Below are 16,647 nucleotides of genomic sequence, written 5' to 3' on the forward strand. Positions count from 1 at the left end.
CAGCCCGATTCCAGGTTTCTCCAAGGTCGAGGCTCGAGACTCACCCAAAAGCCAAACGACAAGGGGGCTAGACAATGGTCGCGAATGAAGCGGACACGATCGGGGTCGACGAGCAGGACATCGTGGACGGCCTATTGCCCGGCCGCCGCAAGCCGGTGGGCAACTGGGATGTCCGCGTTCGCTTCCTGGACGCCCCGATGACCGAGCGGGCGCTGTGCGCGTTCACCCAGGACGGTCTGGTCCTGCAGAGCGCGACCGGCGCCAGGGGGGTCACCGCGATCGGCAGTTGGCGCAGCACCAGGGACGGCTTCACGTTCAACGTCCGGCAGTACGGCTTCGACGACGAGGGCGAGTTCGCCTTCGAGATCCGCATCGAGCAGACCGGCAAGCTGACCTCGAAGGACCAGTTCACGACCGTGGGCACCGGAACCGTGGTCCTGCCCGATGGCACCGTCGAGCGTGTCGCCAGGACCGAGCTCACCGCCAAGCGCTACTGAGAAAGCAGTGGGGGGCGATCGGCTGATCGCCCCCCACCCGCGTCGGTTCAGGCCCGCGCGCCCACCGGCACCTTTGCCTCGGACCAGCCCTGCCGCCACCGCATCGCGTTCACCGCGGGTTCCTCCGCGTCGGCCAGGTCGGCGGCCACCATCCGGAACAGCGGGCGGAACCGGTAGCCAAGCGCGGCATCATCGTCGGCGCCGTTGACCTCGGCGAGGCCGAACTCCACCAACTCCTCCAGCAGCGTCTCGGCGACGTGCTCCGGCACCCCGAGCACCTCGGCGGCGATATCCGCCGTGATCGGGTGCTCGAAGTTCGCCGCCAGCACCCGGAAAGCGATCCGCGCACCCGAGGGCAGCAGCCGGTAACTTGCCAGCACGCTATCCGCGATACCCAGCTCGGACAGCAGTTCCGTGCGGTTTCCGCTGGTCAGCCTGCGCACCAGTCGTGAAACAGTCCAGTGTGGACGCAGCTGGAGCCGCTTGGCCGCGGTGCGCAGCGTGAGCGGCAAGCCGTCGCAGAGCTCGATGAGCTTCTCCACCGCGGCGGTGTCCCGGACCATCCGGTCCCCGCCCAGCGTCGCGCCGAGCATCCGCCGCGCCCGCAGCGCCGACCACGGCCCCAGCTCCACCGTCCGGCTGACGTGGCCGCCGGAGAGCAGCCTGCGGCTGGTCACCAGCGTCGCGCAGTGCACACCACCCGCCAGCAGCGGCGCCAACTGCTCGTCCTCGAAGGCGTCGTCCAGCACGACGAGCACCTTGCGCTTGGCCGTCCAGCTGCGGAACAACGCACTGCGCTCCTCGACCCCCGCGGGAAGCTGCTCCTCCGCGACACCGGTGGCCCGCAGGAAGTCCGCGAGCACGTCGGCGGGCTCCACCGGAATCCCCTCGGTGCTCATCAGGTCCGCGTAGAACTGCCCGTCGGGGTAGTTCGCCCGGATCTGGTGCGCCGCCTGCAGGCTCAGGGCGGTCTTGCCAGAACCAGGGGCTCCCGCGATGACCACCACCGCGGGCGTCCGGCCCGCCGCGGCGGCCAGCGTCTGCTTGACCTCCCCCAACTCCGCCGTCTCGGCGAGTTCGGCGGGTGGCTGCGGCGGAAGCTGGGCGGGCGGGTCGGCGGTCTTGGCGGCCCGCACGGTGAGCGCCCCGCCGTTGGCGCCGAGGCTCTTGTCCGAGCTGAGGATGGAGTGGTGCAGCCGCTGCAGCTCCGGCGACGGCTCGAGCCCCAACTCCGCGGCCAGCATGCCGCGGGCCTTGCGATAGGCCTGTAGCGCCTCGGACCGGCGGCCGCACAGGTACAGCGAGAGCATCAGCTTGGCCTGGAAGCCCTCGTGCGTCGGCTGCTTGGCGACCAGCCCGGTCAGCTCTCCGACCAGTTCGTGGTGCTTGCCCAACTGGATGTCGGCCTCCACGCGCTGCTCGAGCACGCTCTTGCGCAGCTCCTCGAGGCAGACGATCTCCGCTTGCAGGCTCGGGCCCGCGTCCACATCGCTGAGCGCGGAACCGTGCCAGAGCTCCAACGCGCCACGGAGTGTGCGGGCCGCCGCCTCCACCCGGCCGCCCGCCAACTCGGCCCGACCCCGGTCGGCGAGTTGCTCGAAGTGCACCGAGTCCAGCGAGTCGGGCGGCAGGCCGAGCACATAGCCGCCGGGACAGGTGTAGAGCGCCGCCGGGGCGTCCTCGGGAACCCGCCGCGAACCAGTCGCGGCCGTGGTGGGCATGCCGTTGCGTCCGGGCAGCGACAGCAGTTTGCGCAGCTGGTAGACGTAGGTTTGCAGGGTGGTGGTCGCGCTCAGCGGCGGCCGGTCCTCCCACAGCTCCTCGATGATCTGGTCACTGCGAAGCACGCCGTTGGCGTGCACCGCGAGCAGGGCGAGCACCCTGCGCAGCTTCGGGGCCGACGGCGTGACATTCCGGCCGTCACGGACCACCTGTAATGGGCCCAGCACGCTGACTCTCATGCGCATCCGCTCCCCGTGACCTGGAAGCTATCTGGCACTCCGTCGTCGGGACTCACATCAATCGCACGCACTCGTCATCAACCTTCCCCCAGTTGATCTGACTTACCGGCCGAGCATCGAACCATGGTTTCCCTTGTATTCGGCTCGTTCCGGTCAACGCGGGCAAGATTCTCCGAACCTGCTCGATAGTCGCTGGAACGCGAATAGTAAACCGCTAGAGCCGGGCTCCAGCGTCATTGGATATGTAACAGAAAGGAAACCTCGAGCGTGTCAAGCAACACATCATTAACAGCATAGACGCAGGTCAAGTCCACTTTGGCAGTGTAAACAGCATCCCAACACGCGATGAATTGAACGGTGTTCATCAATACGTACGTAGATTTACTCACCCTGTTCGGCATGAGTGTTCGTCGAAGAACAGATGAAGGCCAGCAGGTTGCTCAACAGTACTGACGAGTGTCGTTTATAGTGCAATGGGTGACGTGGCGCACAACCGGGACGGCTAGAGCTCCACTCATCCTCCAGGAGCTGTCGTGAATTGTTTTCACTCGTTCGACATGGTGAACGCTGAAAGTGATTGAAATTTGTGCGAGATCGGCAGGTGCCACCTGTGCGGGTGATCTTCCTCCGAGGGTGGGTGACTCGCGTTGCCGGTCCGGTGCGGTGGTGCTTTCGTGATCAACCGAAAACGGACGTCACCACGGAAGGACCGCATCCCCATGCGCAGGACTCTCCAGGCCATGATTGCCACCGCCGCCGTCGCCACGACCCTGTTCGCGGTCACCGGGATCGCGAGCGCCGCCCACGATGACATGATGGACGGCTGGCTCCGTCCGTTCGGGTTGGAATCGACCCAGATCTACATCTACGACGGTTACGGCAACCAGTGCGAGACCTCGGACTCCGAAGCTCTCGCCGAGCTCATCCTCGAGACGGGTGAGGCCGCCTGCGAGATCGTGGGCGAGGCCACCGTCGGCGAATCCTGAGCCCATCACGGGAGGCCGCTTGCCACCTGGTCGGTGGCGAGCGGCCTTTTCGTTCGAGCCGGTCAGTCCTCGTTGCCCGCCTCGTTCTTCAGGATTTTGCCGTTGTCCGCGTCCACGTCGATGTCCCTCGGGCCGCCCTGCGCGTCGACCGCGTCGATGTCCCAGTGCTTGCGCCCGGTGGCCTGATCGGTGTCCAGGTCGATGTCGGTGACCTGGCCGCCGGGCAGCACGCCGAGCGCGATCTGGCGGGCCTGGTCGCTGCTCACCGGCGGCTGCGCGGACGGCGGGGGATTGCTCACCACGGTGGTCACCGTGGCATCGGTGCTCCGCGGCGATTCCGTGGGGCTGCTACACGCGGCAAGGGACAGCACAGCGCCTAGCGCGGCGAGCATCATGTTGTTCATCCCCTCCGGATACCCGGCGCGCCAGCGTGGAAAGCACTTGCCGCACGGATGGGTTAACCGCCCTGACCAGGGCGAAGTCGCCACGAGTGGCTGATGTGCGAGCGCGCCGATGTCCGCCACAATGCCGTGGTGAGTTGGCGCATGGAATACCTCGACAGGCCGCCGCTGAAGTTTCCGTTCACCTATGGCCTCAGCGATCTCGCTGACGCGTATGCGGATCTTCCTGAAACCCCGCCCGGAATCGACGGTGAACCGCCCCTACGCACGATCAGCGGGATCTTGGAGCTGCTGCCACGTTCGCTGCACCCCATCTTCTGGGAGGCCGTGACCTCCACGGTGGAACGGGATCTCGAAATCGTGGTCAGCTTCTGGGGACTTTTCGCGCGCGGTCTCCATGTCCAGGAGACGCAGCGCATCAACCGGCTGATCGCCGAGGAGCGGTGGGACGAAATCGGTACCGGGTCCCCCGAGCCTCCCGAGACCCCGGCCGAGCGGGAGCGGCGGGAGGCTCGACCGAGGTGCGACCGTTGTAATCGGGAGTTCGATTCGGACGGCCGCGAGTACGTGTGGGTCCACGTCGATGAGGAGGACGAGGATGGCCTACCAAGTGATATGGGAGTCGCAGCCGAAGAAGGTCCTTCACGACGCGCCGGCTGACATCCGCGAGGAGATCCAGGGCAATGTCGACCGCCAAGCGGTCTTTGCGGAGAACCGCCCCTCGGGGAATCACTCCCGCCACCGCTTTAAGGGCGACGACTACCGCGGCAGCTACCTGCTTCGCCACGAGCAGCAGCGGCTGATCGTGGTCGAGCTCGAACTGACCTTTCTGTAGAGGCTGCTCGTTCCGGAGGCTTCTGTCCTGGGAGGCTGGGGTTGCGCCGTTCGCTGCCGACCGTTCGGCCGTCATAGCATCGCCGGACAGGGCATTTTCCATCGCGGTGACACAAAAGGTTCTCGGCTCTCGGCAAAAGGACAGTAGCCTCCGGCTGTGACTGATCTCTTGCTGCTCGGCGTGGGCAGGATGGGGCGACCGTACATCGATGCGGCCGTGCGCCTCGGCCTGTCCGTCCGGGTGGTGGAGATCGAGAGCCGCCTCTCGCTCCTGCCGGACGGTCTGGACGCCGTCTACTCCGTGCCCGGTATGGAGGACGAGTACTGGGCGGACGCGGCCAACCGCGCGGTCGCCGAGCGTCGCCCGGACGGCATCGTGGCCTTCACCGAGCAGCAGGTGCTGCCCGCCGCCCTGCTCCAGGAACGGCTGGGCCTGCCGACCGCCTCGCTGCACGCCTCCGTGCTGTCCAGGAACAAGGCGATGCAGCGCGCGACGTTCGCCGCCGCCGGGCTGCCGCAGCCGGAGTACCTGATCAGCACCGAACTGCGGTCCTCCCTGGACTGGGCCCGCAGCCGGTTCCCGGTCATCATCAAGCCCATTTCGGGCTTCGCCAGCATGGGTGTGGAACTGGTGGTCGACGCCGAGGAGTACGACCTGGCGGTCGCCCGCCGTCAGGACGTCGGGCCGGTGCTGGTGGAGACCGCCATCGAGGGCCCGGAGTACAGCTGGGAAGGGCTGATCCGGGACGGCGAGATCGTGTTCGGCAACGTCACCACCAAGGTCAACACCGGCCCGCCGAACTTCGTGGAGCTCTGCCACTTCCTGGTGACCGAGCTGCCCGCGGAGAGCCGTGCCGCGGTGGATCGCCTGTGCGCCGGGGTGATCGCGGCGCTGGGCATGCGCACCGGCATCGTGCACCTGGAGTTCCGGCTCACCCCGGCCGGTCCGGTGATCATGGAGATCGCGGTGCGGGCGGCGGGCGACTTCCTGCTGCGCGCGATGACGCTGACCTACGGCGTGGACTTCCACGAGCAGGTGGTGCGGCTGGCGGTGGGCATGGACACCCCCGAGCTGCCCGCGACCGTCAGAGAGCATGTGGCCAGCTACTTCGCCACCGCCGAACCCGGCGTGGTGGCCGAACTCCCGGATCTCGCCACGGTGCACGCACATCCCGCGGTGCGGGAGACCATGGTCATGGTGCAGAGTGGTTCCGTGGTGGGGCCGCTGCGTTCCAGTCTGGACCGGGTGGCCAGCGCGTTGATCGCGGCGCCCAGCCGGGCCGAACTGGACGATGCGGTGGAGTTCGTGCGGACGAACCTTGTGGTCCGCACGGAAGCGTCCCTAACGTAGGGGAATGAGGCTCGCCGCAGCTTTCGACGATGTGAAGACGGGCAGCCTGATCCAGTTCTACAAGAGCGTCGGCTGGGTCTTGGCCCGCACCGGCGATCTGGGCTGTCAACTCAACGACCGCGCGTACCGGCTCGACCCGTATCCACTCTACGAGCGGGTGCGTGCGGAGGGCCCGCTGTACCGCAGCCGCACCGGCTACTACGTGTCGTCCTCGCATGAGGTGTGCGGCAAGGTGCTGCGCGATCGGCGCTTCGGGGTGCGACTCACCGACGGCAGGGGTGTTCCGTTCATCCCGCGGCTGGCCGCGACCGATCCGTTCCTGATGTTGGACCCGCCGGACCACACCAGGCTGCGCAGGCTGGCCACCTCCTCCTTCACCGCGCGCAAGATCCGCGGCTACCGCATCCAGGTGGAGAAGACGACCCGCCAGCTGGTGGACGAACTGGCGCAGCGCGCGGAGTTCGACCTGATCCACGACTTCGCGGTGCCGCTGCCGGTGATGGTGATCAGCGACCTGCTCGGCATCTCCGAGGTCGACTTCGACCGATTCGCCTCCTGGGGGCGGGCGCTGGGCGCCGGGTTGGACGGGTACAGCTCGATGCGGCACAAGCACCACATCGAGGAGGCCATCGCAGGCCTGAACGAGCTGTTCACCGACCTGGTGGCCCGCCGCCGTGCGCAACCGGCCGACGACGTGGTCAGCACCCTGGTCGGGCCGCTGGACAGCGGGGAGCTGTCCATGCTGGACCTGCTGGCGACCTGCCAGCTGCTGCTGATCGCCGGTTTCGAGACCACCGTCAACCTGGTGGGCAACGCCGTCGCGGCGCTGCTGGACAGCGGGCAGTGGGCGCTGCTTCGGGACGACCCGGGGTTGGCGGCGAAGGCCACCGAGGAGACGCTGCGGTTCGACTCACCGGTGCAGGTGAGCCACCGCATCGCGCATGAGCCGGTCGAGGTGGCGGGGCGGACGCTGCGGCCCGACACCCCGCTGGTGTTGCTGCTGGGCGGGGCGAACCGCGACCCGGAGGTGTTCGCCGATCCACAGCGGTTCGACCTGAACCGGGAGCACGCCGCGGAGCACTTGGCGTTCTCCAGCGGAATCCACTACTGCCTCGGTGCCCCGCTGGCCCGGTTGGAGGGCGAGATCGCGTTGGCCGCCCTCGCCGAGCGGATGCCCGGCCTGCGGCGCGGCGGTCCCGCGGTGCGCAGGACGACGATGGCGATCCGCGGCTACCGCAGCCTGCCGGTGCGGACCTGAGACCTGCCCGGTGGTGGTGCCGGTGGGGGGCTCCGGCACCACCACGATGGAGCAGGTCAGCCCACGTTGGTGGGCAGGCCGCCCGGCAGACCACCGGGAACGCCGCCGGGAAGGCCGCCGCCGAGCAGGCCGCCCACGACGGGCAGACCCGCCAGCGGGCTGGCCGGAGCCTCAGAGGTGGTGGCGTCCGGGCCTGCCGGAGCCGGCTTGGGGGCCTCGTCGGCCATGGCGGGGGCCGCTCCGGCGAGGGTGAAGGCGGCGCCGAGTGCGGCGGCCGTGAAGATCTTGCGCTTGCTCACGAGTGGGAATCTCCAAACACTGTCAGATTGACAAGTCGGAGCCTGACCGTAGGGACTCGTGAAGCGGCGTTTCAAATTCTTCCGGGTTGTTCGCTCGATAGGGTAGATGTCGATGAACCTCAAGGACGCGGTACTCGACGGAGCCCGAGAACTGGACGAATCGGAGTCGAAAATCCGGCTCCTACCTGCTGTTCACGCGGCACTGGGCGACGTACCACATCGGGTGTTCGAAATCGATCGAACGGTCTCGGACACGGCTGCCTTCACTCACACGTACGGGTGGCCACCGGAGGGCTCGGCCAACGGGATCGTGGTCGAGGGGCGTCGCGGCGGCGAATCCACCTTCGTGCTGTGCCTGCTGCTCGCCACCACCCGCCTCGATGTCAACGGCACGGTGCGCAAGACGCTCGGCGCCCGCAAGGCGAGCTTCGCCGGTCAGGACGTCGCGGTGTCGCTGACCGGCATGGAGTACGGCGGGATCACCCCGTTCGGCGTGCCGGCGGACTGGCGCGTCCTCGTCGACGCCGAGGTGACCACGGCGGGTCCGGTGATCGTCGGCGGGGGTACCCGCGGCTTCAAGATCCTCGTCGACGGCGCCGACCTGTCGAAGCTCCCCGGTGTGGAGATCGTCCCCAACCTGGCTCAGCCCATCCGGTGACCGACGGCTACTGTCGCCCCGAAACTCGCTCTTGACGCGCTGACCAGCTCGAATGCCTCGCCTTTCGGCGTGTTATCCACACCCGCCGCGGTTATCCCCAGACCGATCTTTTCCGCTGTCCGCCATCGAATTCCGGCGATAGGCTGACCCAGGGGTCGCCCCCCGGGCGGGCGGGGGTGTGTTCTGGGTCGGTCTCGACAGTGCCTGAGTGCGGGTTTGGCGCTGGAGACGGATTTCGGGATCGGGATGTGTTGCGGGTTGCGCCTCTTCGGCCGAGTGGTCGGACGATTTTCAGTTGCGGGATCGTTTCGGGCCCCGGAGGGTGGGCGCGACCGGTATAACGCAAGGTGAGACCGGACGCCTGCAGGAGACCACCACGTGCCGAAAATCATCGGCGGCTCGCTGGAAGAGCACCGAAGACAGACCAGGGACCGGATTTTCTCTGCCCTGTCCACGCTGATGTACGAGCGCGGCTTCGACGCGATCACGCTGGCGGACATCTCCGCGGCCGCGGGGCTTGGCCGCACCGCGATGTACAACCACTTCCCGGACAAGGAATCGCTGCTCATCGCCTACGCCGCGCATGAGACCGAGGAGTACCTGGCCGATCTCCGCGTCGCGCTGACCGAAGTGGACAATCCCATCGAGGCGCTGTCCTGCTACGTGCGCCTGCAGCTTCGGGTGCTGGCCACCCACCACCTGCCGCCGGGTCCTGCGCTGCGCTCGCTGCTGTCCGAGCAGGCCTACCGGCGCATGCACGATCACGTCGCCGAACTGGAGGCGACGCTGCGGGCAATCCTCACCGAGGCCGCCGAGCAGCGGTACCTGCCGGAGGCCGATATCGAAGCGGTGCTGCCGCTGGTCAACGCCTGCATCTCCGGGCGCAGCCTGGGCGGGCTGACCGGGCCGGAACTGGCCGAGACCATCGAGCACACCGTGGCGTTCGTGCTGCGCGCGGTGGGGGTGCGGTGGTCCGCCGACGGCAGGCCACGCAGGCTGCCGCGACCAAGTAAGTGACAACTTGTCGTCAAAGCATTGACCGAGGAGGCCCCGCCCCGCAGACTTGACGCGTGGCACTCTCCGCGAGGCTCATGGACGCGACCTGGGGCGAACACCAGCGGGCCAGGAAGGTCAGCTACTTCGCCGAGCTGTTCGACGGGCAGCTCAACCTGCGCGGCTACGCCGCGATGATCGCCCAGCAGTACTTCGTCTACGAGGTGTTGGAGCAGGCCGCCGAACCGATGCGCGGTGACGCGGTCGCGGGCCGGTTCGTCTTCGACGAGCTGACCAGGCTGCCCGCGCTGGCCGCGGACCTGCACTACCTGCTCGGTCCCGACTGGCGGGCCGAACTGGTGCCCAACGATGCCACCCGGCGCTACGTGGCCCGGCTGCGCGAGGTCTGCTTCGACTCCGGCCCGGCCTTCGTCGCCCACCACTACACGCGCTACCTCGGCGACCTGTCCGGCGGCAAGATCATCCGCAGGATGGCCGAACGGGTGTACAGCCTGCCCGCCGAAGGGGTGCGCTCCTACGAGTTCGAGGCGATCCCCGACAAGAAGGCGTTCAAAGCCGACTACCACGCCCGGCTGGACGAGGCGGCGTGGTCGCCCGCGGAGCAGGACGCCCTGATCGCCGAGGCGCTGGCGGCCTACCGGCACAACATCGACGTGCTGGTCGAGCTGGGCACCGTGACCCATCGCTATCAGGCCGCCTAGTTCGATCCGCCCTACCATGTTGGCCATGAGCCAGCTGGGCTATCTCGCGCGATCCTTGTTCCTGTGGCCGCGACTGCCCGCGGCCTACCGCAATGTCGGCCTCGACGACCGAGAACTGCTGATCACGCTGCGCAAGTTCGGTCTGCGGCTTGACCAGCCGACGGTGGTGGACCACCTGCTGCACCTGCCGTCGGAGAAGGTGGCCAGGCTGACCGCGCTGGAGCTGTCGCAGACCGGCTGGGAGACCGAGGTGCTGCCCGCCGAGGAGGACGGGAGCCTGCCCTGGGCGGTCTCCGCGAGTATGCGGCGCGTGCTCGACCCGGCGACGGTGACCGACGACCGGCGCGCCTTCGAGCAACTCGCCGCCGACAAGGGCGGCGACTACGACGGCTGGGGAGCGGAGATCCGGTGAGCGGCGCCCGATCCCCGGGGTTGCGCTAGCTGGGCCGAGCGCCGACAGAGTCGCGGATCTCGCTGGCCGCACCGTCGCCGGACTGCCGGGCGCAGTGTCCACAGCAGAAGAACCGACCGTCCACTTCGACTCCGTGGCCGATGATGCGGGTCTTGCAGTGCTCACATACCGGGGCGAGCTTCTGGATGGCGCATTCGAAGCAGTCGAACGTGTGCTTGTCACCGCTGACCGTCTGCACGTCGAAGCTCATCCAGTACTCGTTGCCACAGACCTCACAGGCCGCCATCGATGCTCAACTCCTTATGAATCAACGTCGAGCCCGAGCCTTCCCCCGCGCGCACCCGCCCGCAACTTCGACGCCGGAACTTCACCAGGCCCGGGCGTTTGCCTTAGGGCCGGTTGGAGCACTCTGGAGGAGTGAGTGAGGACGAACGCAGGGTGCCCCGTCAGCTGCGCATCGCAGGTGAGGTCTGCTGGCGCCTGCTGCTGATCGGAGCGGTCCTCTACTTCGCCAGCCGCATCCTCGCTGTGATCTCCCCGGTGATCGTCCCGGTCGGCATCGCGATCCTGCTGGCGGCGCTGCTCGCCCCCGCGGTGTCCGTGCTGGACCGCCGCGGCATGCCCCGCGCGCTGGCGGCGGTGATCGTGCTGGTGTCCGGGTTGGCCGTGGTCGGCGGGCTGCTGACGTTCGTGGTCACCGCGTTCACCTCCGGGCTCCCCGACCTGCAGAGCAAGATCGGCGAGTCGATCCGCGAGATCCGGGACTGGCTGGCGCAGGGCCCGCTGCACATGACCTCGCAGCAGGTGAGCCAGGTCGCCGACCAGGCGGTGGACTGGCTCCAGGACGTGTCGATGACCTCGAACGCGATGACGTTGTTCTCCGGGGTGGGGGAGATCGTCACCGGGATGCTGCTGTCGCTGTTCGTGTTGTTCTTCTTCCTCTACGACGGCCGCCGCATCTGGACGTTCGCGCTGCGCCCCATCTCCCCGGACTACCGGACCCGCATCGACATCGCCGCCTCCAACGCCTTCCAGGCCCTGGTCGCCTACGTGCGCGCCACCGTGGCCGTCGCCCTGATCGACGGGATCGCGATCGGCATCGGCCTCGCGATCATGGGCATCCCGCTGGTGTTCCCGCTGGCGGCACTGGTGTTCCTCGGCGGCTTCGTGCCCTACATCGGGGCGTTCGTCTCCGGCCTGGCCGCCGTGCTGGTCGCCTTCGTATCCGGCGGTCCGATCACGGCGCTGATCGTGTTGGCGATCGTGGTCGGCGTGCAGGTCATGGAGGGAAACCTGCTGCAGCCGTTCCTGCTCGGCACCGCGGTGCGGCTGCACCCGCTGGCGGTGGTGCTTTCGGTCAGCCTCGGGGTGCTGCTGGCGGGCATCGTCGGGGCGCTGATCGCGGTCCCCGTGCTGACCACCGTGCGGGCCTTGCTGTTCACCTACTACAGCCGCGGCGCGCTGGACTCCGGCTGATCCTCCAGCGCGCGCCGCAACGACCGGGCGGCCAATGCCATCGCGACCGCGCAGCAGCCGGTGAAGGCACCGAGCACCAGGAAGTACAGCGGCAGCCCCAGCGCTTGGCCCGCCTGGCCGAGCATGCCACCGACGGCCGCACCGACCGCGGCGAAGAGCCAGAACACCCCGAGGTAGCGGTTGGTGAAGTCCTTGGGCGCCACGGCGGCGGCCAGCGCCAGCCCGACCGGCGCCAGCGCGAGTTCACCGCACACCTGGATGAAGTAGGCGACGAGCAGCCAGCCGGGCGAGACCGCCTCGCCCGCGACGGCGATCGAGGCGGCCACCGACAGCAGCAGGAAGCTCGCGCCCGCGCAGGCGAGCGCGCCCGCGAACTTGGCGGGCGCGGCGACCCGCTTGCCCAGCCGCACGAACAGCCAGGCGAACACCGGCGCCAGCGCGAGGATGTAGAGCGGATGCGCAGACTGGAACCAGCTGGCGGGCACCGTGAACCCGAGCACCGACCGGTCGGTGTACTCCTTGGCGAACAGGCTCAGCACCGAGCCGCTCTGCGCGTAGAGCATCCAGAACACCGATGAGCCAAGCAGCAGCCAGGTGAAGGCGCCGAGCCTGCGCCGGTCACCCTCGGTCAGCGCGGGTTCGCGGCGCAGTTTGCGCAGGTAGACCACGGGCACCGTGAGCGTCAGCAGTCCCAGCGGCGCCAGTAGGTGCACGGGTTGGAACGTGCCTGCGGCGATGTCGACGGCGTACACCGCGATCACGGCGGCGAAAACCAGCCCGGTCCGCCTGGCCAGCCCGCGCACCACTGCGGGGTCGACCGGGTTGACCGGCCGGTCGCCGATGGGCCCAAGCTGCTTCATACCCGCCGCGTACTGGATCAGGCCGACGGTCATGCCGATCGCCGCGAGACCGAAGCCGAGGTGCCAGTTGATCTTCTCGCCGAGATAGCCGACGGCGACCGGCGCGACCAGCGCGCTGATCTGGATGCTCATGTAGAACAGCGAGAAGGCGGCCTCCCGCTTCTCGTTCTGCCCCTCGTGGACGCTGCCCACCAGCGCGGCGAACGCGGGCTTGACCAGACCGGTGCCGATGATGATGAAGCCGAGGCCGACGAACAGCGAACCGGTCACCGGGATGCTCAGCGAGTAGTGGCCGCAGGCGATCAGACCGCCGCCCCAGAGCACCGCCCGGCGGGCGCCGAGGATGCGGTCCGCGACCCAGCCGCCCGGCAGCGCGGCCATGAACACCAGGCCCATGTACATGCCGAACAGGGCGGTGGCCGTGCCCGGGTCCATGCCGAGGCCGCCCTCGGCCGGGCCCGCGACCAGGTACAGGTAGAGGATCGCGGTCATCCCGTAGAAGCTGAAACGCTCCCACATGTCGACCACGAACAGCATGCCGAAGTACCGGGGCTGACCGAGAAACGTGCGTTCTTCGGCGATGTCCTGCGTGACCATGACGCACCTCCGCCCGCGAGCTTCATCGCGACGGCTAGAGCCGCCGTCCAGCGATCCTGGAGTCCCTAGGGGCACCCTGAGATCTCCCGGAAATCGCCCATACCGACTGGCCCGGTAGCTCGTATGCTGAAACACTCAGCATCTAAGAGAACTGATCACTAAACGGCTTACCTGGTTAATGAGATGCGCAGGGGGATCTGAGTGTCATGTCAACGTCAGTAGCGGAGCGTCCGACGGCTGTTCCGGCGGCAGGGCCGCCGAAGAAGAAGAAAAAGAAGTTCGAGCTCAGCCCGCGGGCGCGGAAGCTGACGCTGGCCATCCACGTGACCGCGTCGGTCTCCTGGGCCGGGGTGTCGCTGGCGATGGTCACCCTGGCGATCATGGCGTACTACACGACCGACCCCGGGATCGCCGAGGGCGGCTACATGGCGATGTATGTCTTCGACGAAACGATCATCACCATCACCAGTGTGTTTTCCGCCGTAACCGGCATTCTGCTCGCCACCGGCACGCCCTGGGGTCTGATCACCCACTGGTGGATCATCGTCAAGTGGGCGATGACGCTGCTCATCTTCATCAGCGCCTTCACCTTCACCCACCCCAACGTGCAGGACGCGTTGGAGCGGACCGCCAAGGCGGGCGGCGGCGACCCGGGCAGCCCCGGCTTCCAACTGGTCCTGGGCGCGCCGCTGATGTTCATCATGCTGGCCGCGGCCGCCGTCATCTCCGTCTACAAGCCGTGGGGCCGCACCAGCTGGGCGAAGAAGGCCAAGAGCAACGACCGCCCCGCGGTGGCGAGCGAGATCAACACGGTCGCCCGCGACGTGGTGAGCGTGCGGATCGCCGATCCCAAGGGCAAGCCGGTCCACCCCTGGGAGCCGGGTGCGCACATCGACCTGGTGCTGCCTTCGGGCAAGGTGCGGCAGTACTCGCTGCACGGCGACCCGGCCGACCGGTCCTGCTACCGGGTCGCGGTGCTCCGCGAACCCGAGGGCCGCGGCGGCTCGATCGAGATCCACAACCTGAAGCAGGGCCAGAAGCTGGCCATCCGCGGGCCGCGCAACAAGTTCCCGCTGCTGGAGGCCCCCGGATACCTGTTCATCGCGGGCGGCATCGGCATCACCCCGTTCGTGCCCATGATCCGCGAGCTTGCCGCCCGCGGCGCATGGTGGCGGCTGGTCTACATCGGACGGTCCAGGCAGACGATGGCCTTCATCGACGAGCTGATGTCCTACGGCGCGGCGAACATCGCCCTGTTCCCGCGCGATGAGCGCTCGCGTCCGGACCTGACGAGCTACCTGGGCAACACCCCGCCCGGCGTCGCGGTGTACTGCTGTGGCCCGGACGCGTTGATGGACGGCGTCGAGGAGCTCATGCCCGCCGCCTGCCCGCAGGGCAAGCTGCACCTGGAGCGCTTCAGCGCGAGCAGCAAGGAGTACGACCCCGCCGACAACACGGCGTTCGACGTGGAGTTCGCCCGGAGCGGCGATGTCGTGCGGGTGCCCGCCGACAAGAGCGCGTTGGAGGCGATGCGCAGCATCGTGCCGAACCTCTCGGCCTCCTGCGAGGACGGCGTCTGCGGAAGCTGCGAGGTCAGGCTCCTCGGCGGCGTTCCGGAGCACCGCGACGACGTGCTCGATCCTGACGAGCGCGAGCGCACCGACATCTGGTACCCGTGCGTCTCCCGCGCCACCAGCGACCGCGTCGTGGTGGACCTGTAGTTCGCAAAGAAGAATCCAGCGGGCTTGAGTACGTCTCCGCGTACTTGAGCTCGCTGGATTCTTTGGCGGCAGGGATGACATCGCCGGTCAGAAGCGGTTGCCCTCCAGGCGGGTCTTGGCGGTGAGCAGCAGCCTGCCGGAGAGGTCGTAGCCGGAACCCTGGCCGTATCCGGTCAGGGAGTTGCTGGAGACGGTGATGTTCTGCTGGATGCGGATGTCGCCGAAGATGACGTCCTGGTCGTTGAACAGCTGCGCCCGGAAGGTGAGCGCGGCGGTGTTCGCGCCGGTCGAGCGCCAGGTGCCGATGCCGGGGTGGCCGTCCACGTTGGAGCAGAGGAAAGTGCCGTCGCCCCGGAAGTTGAACAGCATGCCGGGCTCGACGACACCGTCCTCGCGGGTCGCCTTGGTGACCCAGTTGCCGACGACGGGGTGCGCGCCCTTGCCGATCCCGTCGGGGCTGGGGGCGGGGTCCTCGACGGCGGCGGCGGGGGAGGCCAGCGCGGCGCCCGCCACGGCCGCAGTGCCCACGGCGGCACCGACCTTGAACAGTCCGCGGCGGTTGACGTCGGGAGAAGACATTCGTTTCGGTCCTTTCAAAAAGTGTCACATTGTTTATTGAATTGAGTTGTTGTGTTCCCACATGAATCACCGCGCTTTTATGGTCACGAAACCATAAAAGCGCGGTGAAGTATTTGTTTGTCAGACGCGCGTGCCGGTGACCTTGCTGTTCACCGTGCGCAGGAGGTTGCCTTTGAGGTCGTAGGCCCGGCCGACGGCGCTGCCTTTGAGAGCAGTTGAGGTCACGGCGAGGTCTTGTTCGACGCGGATCTCGCCGATGATTTTCCCGCTGTCATCGACCAGGTCGGAGCGAAAGCTCGTGGCGACCGCGGAGCCGTCGATCGGCTCCCATTTTCCGGTGCCCGCCCTGCCTTCGACGGTCGTGCACCGCAGGCTGTAATCGGTGCCGAATTTGAACGGCATGTCCTTCTCGGTGACCCCGTCCTCGCGGTACGCCGTGACCCGCCAGTTCCCGACCACCGGATGCGCGACGATGCCCGCCCGCGCGCCGCTGCCGAGGACCAATGCCCCCAGCACACCGAGCGCACCACCTTTCAGCAGCCGCCTCCGCCCCAACTCGGAATTCATCTTGCTCGCCCCATTCTGATTCCTACAGCAGCGTCACTGCTATTCCGTTGAGTCCGAGTCCGAGTACCGCAAGGGAGGTGCGGAGCAGGTTCCACCTGCGCCACAGCGGCCTCGGGTCGTACCAGTCATCCGGAATGTCGCCGTCGTCCATGCCTTTCACGGCCTTGTTCAGCGGAACGTTGGCCAGGTGGGAGACGGCGGACACCCCCAGCATCAGCACAGCTGCGACGCCGAACAGCACCCGGCTGGTTCCATTCGGCGCGAAGAACGCCAGCACGACATCGGCCAGGAACGAACTCAACACGATGACGGGCATCGTGGGGTCCCAGTTGCGGCCGAGCAGCTTGTGCGCGCGCACGTACATCGGCCGCTCCATCGCGGCCATCGCGGGCACCACGCTCAACGCGACCGCGAACAGCACGCCCGCGGTCACCCCGCTGCCCAGCAGCACGATCACGCCCAACACATCGGACAC

General features: G+C 67.8%; 20 protein-coding genes. 12 read left to right on the forward strand and 8 right to left on the reverse strand.

Annotation, left to right across the window (positions count from 1 at the left end; translation table 11 throughout):
- The first annotated feature begins 74 nt into the window (after positions 1–74).
- Positions 75–497, forward strand: coding sequence for a hypothetical protein (locus tag ACU6XJ_RS15485; protein ID WP_476311542.1), 423 nt, complete (start codon positions 75–77; stop codon positions 495–497).
- A gap of 47 nt (positions 498–544) precedes the next feature.
- On the opposite strand, the gene ACU6XJ_RS15490 is transcribed toward ACU6XJ_RS15485, so the two are convergent.
- Positions 545–2,458, reverse strand: a complete 1,914-nt coding sequence (locus ACU6XJ_RS15490) for an AfsR/SARP family transcriptional regulator (RefSeq protein ID WP_476311544.1) — start codon at positions 2,456–2,458, stop codon at positions 545–547.
- A gap of 719 nt (positions 2,459–3,177) precedes the next feature.
- Between ACU6XJ_RS15490 and ACU6XJ_RS15495 the strand changes: the two genes are divergently transcribed.
- Positions 3,178–3,444: a hypothetical protein gene (locus tag ACU6XJ_RS15495; protein WP_476311546.1), complete on the forward strand. Its 267-nt coding sequence runs from the start codon at positions 3,178–3,180 to the stop codon at positions 3,442–3,444.
- 62 nt (positions 3,445–3,506) lie between these two features.
- On the opposite strand, the gene ACU6XJ_RS15500 is transcribed toward ACU6XJ_RS15495, so the two are convergent.
- The gene (locus ACU6XJ_RS15500) at positions 3,507–3,848 is read right to left on the reverse strand and encodes a PepSY domain-containing protein (RefSeq protein ID WP_476311549.1); all 342 of its coding nucleotides are present in this window, start codon (positions 3,846–3,848) and stop codon (positions 3,507–3,509) included.
- A 93-nt stretch (positions 3,849–3,941) separates the two neighbouring features.
- Here ACU6XJ_RS15500 and ACU6XJ_RS15505 point away from each other — a divergent pair, with 93 nt between their 5' ends.
- From ACU6XJ_RS15505 to ACU6XJ_RS15520, 4 genes are all read left to right on the forward strand, one after another.
- Positions 3,942–4,505: a hypothetical protein gene (locus ACU6XJ_RS15505; RefSeq protein ID WP_476311552.1), complete on the forward strand. Its 564-nt coding sequence runs from the start codon at positions 3,942–3,944 to the stop codon at positions 4,503–4,505.
- The gene (locus ACU6XJ_RS15510; RefSeq protein WP_476311555.1) at positions 4,444–4,680 is read left to right on the forward strand and encodes a hypothetical protein; all 237 of its coding nucleotides are present in this window, start codon (positions 4,444–4,446) and stop codon (positions 4,678–4,680) included. Before ACU6XJ_RS15505 ends, ACU6XJ_RS15510 begins: the two co-directional genes overlap by 62 nt.
- A gap of 156 nt (positions 4,681–4,836) precedes the next feature.
- Positions 4,837–6,030, forward strand: coding sequence for an ATP-grasp domain-containing protein (locus ACU6XJ_RS15515; RefSeq protein ID WP_476311557.1), 1,194 nt, complete (start codon positions 4,837–4,839; stop codon positions 6,028–6,030).
- A gap of 4 nt (positions 6,031–6,034) precedes the next feature.
- Positions 6,035–7,288: a cytochrome P450 gene (locus tag ACU6XJ_RS15520; RefSeq protein ID WP_476311559.1), complete on the forward strand. Its 1,254-nt coding sequence runs from the start codon at positions 6,035–6,037 to the stop codon at positions 7,286–7,288.
- A 56-nt stretch (positions 7,289–7,344) separates the two neighbouring features.
- Here ACU6XJ_RS15520 and ACU6XJ_RS15525 read toward each other — a convergent pair whose 3' ends face one another.
- Positions 7,345–7,587, reverse strand: coding sequence for a hypothetical protein (locus ACU6XJ_RS15525; protein WP_476311561.1), 243 nt, complete (start codon positions 7,585–7,587; stop codon positions 7,345–7,347).
- Positions 7,588–7,699: 112 nt separating this feature from the next.
- Here ACU6XJ_RS15525 and ACU6XJ_RS15530 point away from each other — a divergent pair, with 112 nt between their 5' ends.
- The 4 genes from ACU6XJ_RS15530 (at position 7,700) to ACU6XJ_RS15545 (ending at position 10,372) form a co-directional block, all read left to right on the forward strand.
- Positions 7,700–8,245: a YbaK/EbsC family protein gene (locus tag ACU6XJ_RS15530; RefSeq protein ID WP_476311564.1), complete on the forward strand. Its 546-nt coding sequence runs from the start codon at positions 7,700–7,702 to the stop codon at positions 8,243–8,245.
- Positions 8,246–8,623: 378 nt separating this feature from the next.
- Entirely contained in the window at positions 8,624–9,262 is a 639-nt protein-coding gene (locus ACU6XJ_RS15535; protein ID WP_476311567.1) for a TetR/AcrR family transcriptional regulator, read from the forward strand.
- 53 nt (positions 9,263–9,315) lie between these two features.
- Positions 9,316–9,960: a biliverdin-producing heme oxygenase gene (locus ACU6XJ_RS15540; protein ID WP_476311570.1), complete on the forward strand. Its 645-nt coding sequence runs from the start codon at positions 9,316–9,318 to the stop codon at positions 9,958–9,960.
- A 25-nt stretch (positions 9,961–9,985) separates the two neighbouring features.
- Entirely contained in the window at positions 9,986–10,372 is a 387-nt protein-coding gene (locus tag ACU6XJ_RS15545) for a ribonuclease E inhibitor RraB (protein ID WP_476311572.1), read from the forward strand.
- Between the two features lie 25 nt (positions 10,373–10,397).
- Here ACU6XJ_RS15545 and ACU6XJ_RS15550 read toward each other — a convergent pair whose 3' ends face one another.
- Positions 10,398–10,658 (reverse strand): Prokaryotic metallothionein, encoded by a 261-nt coding sequence (locus ACU6XJ_RS15550; RefSeq protein WP_476311575.1) that lies wholly within the window; start codon positions 10,656–10,658, stop codon positions 10,398–10,400.
- Between the two features lie 131 nt (positions 10,659–10,789).
- On the opposite strand from ACU6XJ_RS15550, the gene ACU6XJ_RS15555 reads away from it, so the two are divergent.
- Complete coding sequence (locus ACU6XJ_RS15555) at positions 10,790–11,848, forward strand: AI-2E family transporter (protein WP_476311577.1); 1,059 nt, start codon at positions 10,790–10,792, stop codon at positions 11,846–11,848.
- Here the strand turns inward: ACU6XJ_RS15555 and ACU6XJ_RS15560 are convergent.
- The gene (locus ACU6XJ_RS15560; RefSeq protein ID WP_476311580.1) at positions 11,818–13,305 is read right to left on the reverse strand and encodes a peptide MFS transporter; all 1,488 of its coding nucleotides are present in this window, start codon (positions 13,303–13,305) and stop codon (positions 11,818–11,820) included. The genes ACU6XJ_RS15555 and ACU6XJ_RS15560 overlap by 31 nt on opposite strands.
- A gap of 206 nt (positions 13,306–13,511) precedes the next feature.
- Between ACU6XJ_RS15560 and ACU6XJ_RS15565 the strand changes: the two genes are divergently transcribed.
- Positions 13,512–15,026 carry a PDR/VanB family oxidoreductase gene (locus ACU6XJ_RS15565; RefSeq protein WP_476311582.1) on the forward strand — a complete coding sequence of 505 codons (1,515 nt, stop codon included), beginning with the start codon at positions 13,512–13,514 and terminating at the stop codon, positions 15,024–15,026.
- Between the two features lie 87 nt (positions 15,027–15,113).
- On the opposite strand, the gene ACU6XJ_RS15570 is transcribed toward ACU6XJ_RS15565, so the two are convergent.
- From ACU6XJ_RS15570 to ACU6XJ_RS15580, 3 genes are all read right to left on the reverse strand, one after another.
- Positions 15,114–15,605 (reverse strand): hypothetical protein, encoded by a 492-nt coding sequence (locus ACU6XJ_RS15570; RefSeq protein WP_476311585.1) that lies wholly within the window; start codon positions 15,603–15,605, stop codon positions 15,114–15,116.
- A 120-nt stretch (positions 15,606–15,725) separates the two neighbouring features.
- Positions 15,726–16,172: a hypothetical protein gene (locus ACU6XJ_RS15575; protein WP_476311587.1), complete on the reverse strand. Its 447-nt coding sequence runs from the start codon at positions 16,170–16,172 to the stop codon at positions 15,726–15,728.
- Positions 16,173–16,194: 22 nt separating this feature from the next.
- On the reverse strand, positions 16,195–16,647 hold the full coding sequence (locus tag ACU6XJ_RS15580; protein WP_476311590.1) for an anthrone oxygenase family protein: 453 nt from the start codon (positions 16,645–16,647) through the stop codon (positions 16,195–16,197).

The organism is Actinorectispora metalli (assembly GCF_056323685.1).

What these genes read in the sequence shown, in the direction of transcription:
- ACU6XJ_RS15520 (WP_476311559.1), top strand. Translation starts at nt 6,035, where the DNA reads ATGAGGCTCGCCGCAGCTTTCGACGATGTGAAGACGGGCAGCCTGATC.
- ACU6XJ_RS15550 (WP_476311575.1), bottom strand. Translation starts at nt 10,658, where the DNA reads ATGGCGGCCTGTGAGGTCTGTGGCAACGAGTACTGGATGAGCTTCGAC.
- ACU6XJ_RS15495 (WP_476311546.1), top strand. Translation starts at nt 3,178, where the DNA reads ATGCGCAGGACTCTCCAGGCCATGATTGCCACCGCCGCCGTCGCCACG.
- ACU6XJ_RS15565 (WP_476311582.1), top strand. Translation starts at nt 13,512, where the DNA reads ATGTCAACGTCAGTAGCGGAGCGTCCGACGGCTGTTCCGGCGGCAGGG.
- ACU6XJ_RS15575 (WP_476311587.1), bottom strand. Translation starts at nt 16,172, where the DNA reads ATGAATTCCGAGTTGGGGCGGAGGCGGCTGCTGAAAGGTGGTGCGCTC.
- ACU6XJ_RS15510 (WP_476311555.1), top strand. Translation starts at nt 4,444, where the DNA reads ATGGCCTACCAAGTGATATGGGAGTCGCAGCCGAAGAAGGTCCTTCAC.
- ACU6XJ_RS15505 (WP_476311552.1), top strand. Translation starts at nt 3,942, where the DNA reads ATGTGCGAGCGCGCCGATGTCCGCCACAATGCCGTGGTGAGTTGGCGC.
- ACU6XJ_RS15570 (WP_476311585.1), bottom strand. Translation starts at nt 15,605, where the DNA reads ATGTCTTCTCCCGACGTCAACCGCCGCGGACTGTTCAAGGTCGGTGCC.
- ACU6XJ_RS15490 (WP_476311544.1), bottom strand. Translation starts at nt 2,458, where the DNA reads ATGAGAGTCAGCGTGCTGGGCCCATTACAGGTGGTCCGTGACGGCCGG.
- ACU6XJ_RS15500 (WP_476311549.1), bottom strand. Translation starts at nt 3,848, where the DNA reads ATGAACAACATGATGCTCGCCGCGCTAGGCGCTGTGCTGTCCCTTGCC.
- ACU6XJ_RS15560 (WP_476311580.1), bottom strand. Translation starts at nt 13,305, where the DNA reads ATGGTCACGCAGGACATCGCCGAAGAACGCACGTTTCTCGGTCAGCCC.
- ACU6XJ_RS15485 (WP_476311542.1), top strand. Translation starts at nt 75, where the DNA reads ATGGTCGCGAATGAAGCGGACACGATCGGGGTCGACGAGCAGGACATC.
- ACU6XJ_RS15530 (WP_476311564.1), top strand. Translation starts at nt 7,700, where the DNA reads ATGAACCTCAAGGACGCGGTACTCGACGGAGCCCGAGAACTGGACGAA.
- ACU6XJ_RS15545 (WP_476311572.1), top strand. Translation starts at nt 9,986, where the DNA reads ATGAGCCAGCTGGGCTATCTCGCGCGATCCTTGTTCCTGTGGCCGCGA.